Here is a 4,007-nt window from a genome sequence, read left to right as displayed (position 1 = left end):
GGACCGCGCCCGCCCCGGCCGCCGAACATCTCACCCAGGATATCCCCCAGATCGACCCCGTCGAAGGTCTCGGCCCGCGTCTGGCCGCGACCACCCTGGAAGCCGCCGGGGCTCCAGCCCGCGCCGAAGCCGCGCATGGTCTCATGGCCGTCGGCGTCGATCTCGCCGGCGTCGAACTTCCGCCGCTTGTCGGCGTCGCCCAGGATGTCGAAGGCCGCGCTGACGCGCTTGAACTTCTCCTCGGCGGCGGCGTCGCCGGGGTTGGCGTCCGGGTGATGCTGCTTGGCCAGCTTGCGGAAGGCCTTGCGGATGTCGTCCTCGCTGGCCCCGCGGGGAACACCCAGTTCCTGATAGGGATCGCGCGCCAAGGTCTTCAGCTCTCCGATGTCCGAGGGGGTTTGAATACAGGCCTCTAGATTGTGCGAGGGGCGGTGTCACGCAAGGCAAGCCGTGATATTTTAGCCACACACCTGTGACCGAGTCTGCGAACCGGGTCGCTAATCCCCGCTGCGGTCCTCCAGAAGGTCCCAGGCGGCATAGGCCCAGGCGTCCTCGGGGTCTTCCATCTCGTCCTCGCTGATGGTCTGTCCGCGAATGGAGACGCCGGCGTCATGCACGCTCTCGGGGTCGCCGGTCACCAGAGGATGCCAGGCCGGCAGGTCCTTGCCCTCGTGCAGGCGGCGATAGGCGCAGCTCAGCGGCATCCAGGGGAGCTTGGCGATATTGCCAGGCGTCAGCTTGATGCAGTCGGGCACATGGGCCTTGCGGTTGGCATAATCGGTGCAGGCGCAGAGGCTGGAATCAAACAGTGTGCAATGCACGCGCGTGGGGATGATCTGGCCCGTGTCTTCATCTTCGAAGCGAACCAGGCAGCAGAGACCGCAGCCATCGCATAGGCTCTCCCATTCCTGGGTCGTCATCTGTGCGAGGGACTTGGTGCGCCAAAAGGGTTTGTGCGTGCTCACGGCCCCGTCCTAAACCCAAAGCGCCTTCACCGCCATCCGCGCCACAGAACGTGAACGACTGGACCCTAGACCCCTACCGCTTCCCGGACGGCGATCCGGACAAGCCGCGCAAGGCCGCTGAGCCCGCGCGCGCCGCCGCCGCGCCGGGCGGGGGCCATGGCCCATCCCAGGACGTCCCGCCCCAGGACGAGTTCGGCCGCAGGCCTTCCCCCCCGGAGATCACGCCCTTCGCCGCCGCCCCGGTCACGGCGCGACCAGGCGGCGGCGGAGATGGCCCGGACGAGCCCTTCATCATGCCCCGGGACCCACGCCGCCGGCGCCGGCGCTGGGGATGGGTGTGGGGCGTGCTGATCGGCTTGCTGGCCCTGCTCATCGTGGGGGGCGTGGCTGCGGGGATCTATGTTCAGCAGCGCTTCCTGCGCGACATGCCCGACCTGCCGCCGGCCAGTCAGCTATACGCCTTCAACCGGGCGCCGGGGATCAAGTTCTTCGACCGCAACGGCGAACTCATCGCCAGTCGCGGGCCGCGCTATGGCGACCGGCTGCGCCTGCGCGACCTGCCCGAATACGTGCCGCTGGCCTTCCTGGCCGCTGAGGACCATCGCTTCTATCGCCACGGCCCCATCGACCTCCAGGCGGTGGTGCGGGCGGCCTATGTCAACTGGCGGGCGGGCCGGGTGGTGCAGGGCGGCTCCACCCTTTCGCAGCAGATCGCCAAGGGTCTTTTCCTGACGCCCGAGCAGACCCTGGAGCGCAAGATCCAGGAGGCCGCCCTCGCCTGGCGCCTCGAGCGGATGCTGACCAAGGACGAGGTGCTGGAGCTCTATCTGAACCGCGTCTATTTCGGGGCCAACACCTTCGGAGCGGACGGCGCCGCACGGACCTATTTCGGCAAGCCGGCCAGCCAGCTGACCCTGTCGGAAGCCGCCCTGCTGGCGGCCCTGCCCAAGGCGCCCTCGCGCCTGGCCCTGCACAACGACATGGAAGCCGCCCTGGACCGCTCCCGGTGGGTGCTGCGGCGGATGCGCGAGACCGGCTGGATCAGCGAGGCTCAGCTTAACGCCGCCCTGGCCGACACCCCGCGCCTGGCGGCCACGGCCACCTCCACCGACGGCCCCTATGGCTATCTGCTCGACCACGCCACCACCGAGGTCCTGGCCCGCATCGCGCCCAACTCCCCCGATCTGCTGGTGCGGCTGTCCATCGATCCCCGGCTCCAGGCCGAGGCCGCCACGGTGATGGAACAGGTGATGAGCACCGACGGCGCGGCCGCCCGCGCCGGCCAGGCGGCCATCGTCACCCTGGGGCCGGACGGCTCCATCCGCGCCATGGTGGGCGGGCGCGACTATGGGCTCAGCGTCTTCAACCGGGCCACCCAGGCGCGGCGCCAGCCGGGTTCGACCTTCAAGCCCTTCATCTATACCGCCGCCCTGGAAAAGGGCGTCCTGCCCTCGGACATCCGGGTGGACGGGCCGGTGCGCTTCGGCGACTGGCGGCCGCAGAACTATGGCGGCGGCTATCGCGGGCCCATGACGGTGGAGAACGCCCTGGCCCGGTCCATCAACACCGTGGCGGTGAAGCTGGGCGCCGAAGCCGGCGGCCCGGCCATCGGCGACATCGCCCAGCGCTTCGGCCTGACGACCATTCCGCGCAATCCCGACCTCTCGGTCACCCTGGGCGCCTATGAGGTGAGCCTGCTGGAGCTGACCAGCGCCTTCCAGGTGTTCCAGCAGGCCGGCGGACGGCTACCCCCCACCATCATTGAGGAAATCCAGACGGTGGACGGCCAGAACGTCTTCCGTCGCGCGCCGTCCGGCCCCCTTCCCGCCATCGACGTCACCCATGCCAGCATGATGGTGAAGATGATGAAGAAGGTGCTGCAGCCCGGCGGCACCGCGGCCCGGGCGGCCTTCGACTGGCCGGCGGCGGGCAAGACCGGGACCAGCCAGAACTGGCGCGACGCCTGGTTCGTGGGCTTCACGCCCGAATATGTCACCGGGGTCTGGATCGGGAACGACGACGACACCCCGATGAACCGCGTCACCGGCGGCGCGATCCCTGCGGAGATCTGGCGGCGCCTGATGATCACCGCCCACGAGGGTCTGGAGCCGGAGGATTTCGCCTGGCTGGTTCCCGACCCGGAGCCGATGTTCGAGGACGACCATCGCAACCCCTTCTATCGCGGCCTGGCGGCGGACTTCGCCCGCGCCGCCGAAGAGGCCGAGCCCCCGCCGCTGGCGCCGCCCCCGGCCATCGCCCAGCCCCGGGATTCGGTGGACGCCAGCCGCCCGGTCCCTGAGGACGACATTCCCTTCTAGCCGGCCCTTCTGACTGGCGCTCAAGATCGGCCCGCCCTTGCGGGCGCGGCAAACCACGCTATTTGGCTGGCCAATGAAGCCCCCCGTCCTCGCCTTGAAATCCGTCCGTCTCGCCGACGGACCCACGATGCTGTTCGACGGCGTCGATCTGGCCCTGGAGCCGCGCAGCCGCGCGGCCCTGGTGGGACGCAACGGGGCGGGCAAATCTACCCTGCTCAAAATCCTGGCCGGCCAGGCCGAGGCCGACGAGGGCGAGCGGGCGATCACGCCGGGCGCCACGGTGGCCTATGTCCCGCAGGAGCCGGACATCGTCGGAGAGACCCTGCTCGACCATGTGACGGCTGGCGGCGCGCCGGCCCATGCGGGCGCCGCGGCCCTGGAGAGCTTCGGCCTGGCGGCCTCGAAGTCCACCCAGGGCCTTTCGGGCGGAGAGCGGCGCCGCGCCGCCCTGGCCCGCGCCCTGGCCGAAGATCCCGACATCCTGCTGCTGGACGAACCCACCAACCACCTGGACATCCTGGCCATCGAGACGCTGGAGGCCGCCGTGGCCGCCAGCCGCGCCGCCGTGCTGATCGTCAGCCACGACCGCGCCTTCCTGGAGCGGGTGACCCAGCGCTGCTTCTGGCTGGAGAACCGTCGTGTGCGTCGGCTGGACAAGGGCTTCGCAGCCTTCGACGCCTGGACCGAGCAGATCGCCGCCGCCGAGGCCGAGGAAGCCCGCCGT

Annotated in this window: 4 protein-coding genes; 2 read left to right on the top strand and 2 right to left on the bottom strand. The window is 70.0% G+C overall.

What is annotated here, in order from left to right:
- Both V7D28_RS10725 and V7D28_RS10720 read right to left on the bottom strand, forming a co-directional pair.
- On the bottom strand, positions 1-368 hold a 368-nt coding region (locus V7D28_RS10725; RefSeq protein WP_333587380.1), incomplete at its 3' end, for a DnaJ domain-containing protein.
- A gap of 129 nt (positions 369-497) precedes the next feature.
- Complete coding sequence (locus V7D28_RS10720) at positions 498-965, bottom strand: YcgN family cysteine cluster protein (protein WP_333587379.1); 468 nt, start codon at positions 963-965, stop codon at positions 498-500.
- Positions 966-1,015: 50 nt separating this feature from the next.
- Between V7D28_RS10720 and pbpC the strand changes: the two genes are divergently transcribed.
- Positions 1,016-3,283 carry a multimodular transpeptidase-transglycosylase PbpC gene (gene pbpC, locus V7D28_RS10715; RefSeq protein ID WP_333587378.1) on the top strand — a complete coding sequence of 756 codons (2,268 nt, stop codon included), beginning with the start codon at positions 1,016-1,018 and terminating at the stop codon, positions 3,281-3,283.
- A gap of 73 nt (positions 3,284-3,356) precedes the next feature.
- On the top strand, positions 3,357-4,007 hold a 651-nt coding region (locus tag V7D28_RS10710; protein WP_333587377.1), incomplete at its 3' end, for an ATP-binding cassette domain-containing protein.

It is taken from the genome of Phenylobacterium sp. (assembly GCF_036723115.1).
Classification (GTDB): Bacteria; Pseudomonadota; Alphaproteobacteria; order Caulobacterales; family Caulobacteraceae; genus Phenylobacterium.
The sequence above is the reverse complement of the archived record's forward strand: the minus strand, read 5'-3'. Positions and strand labels throughout refer to the sequence as shown.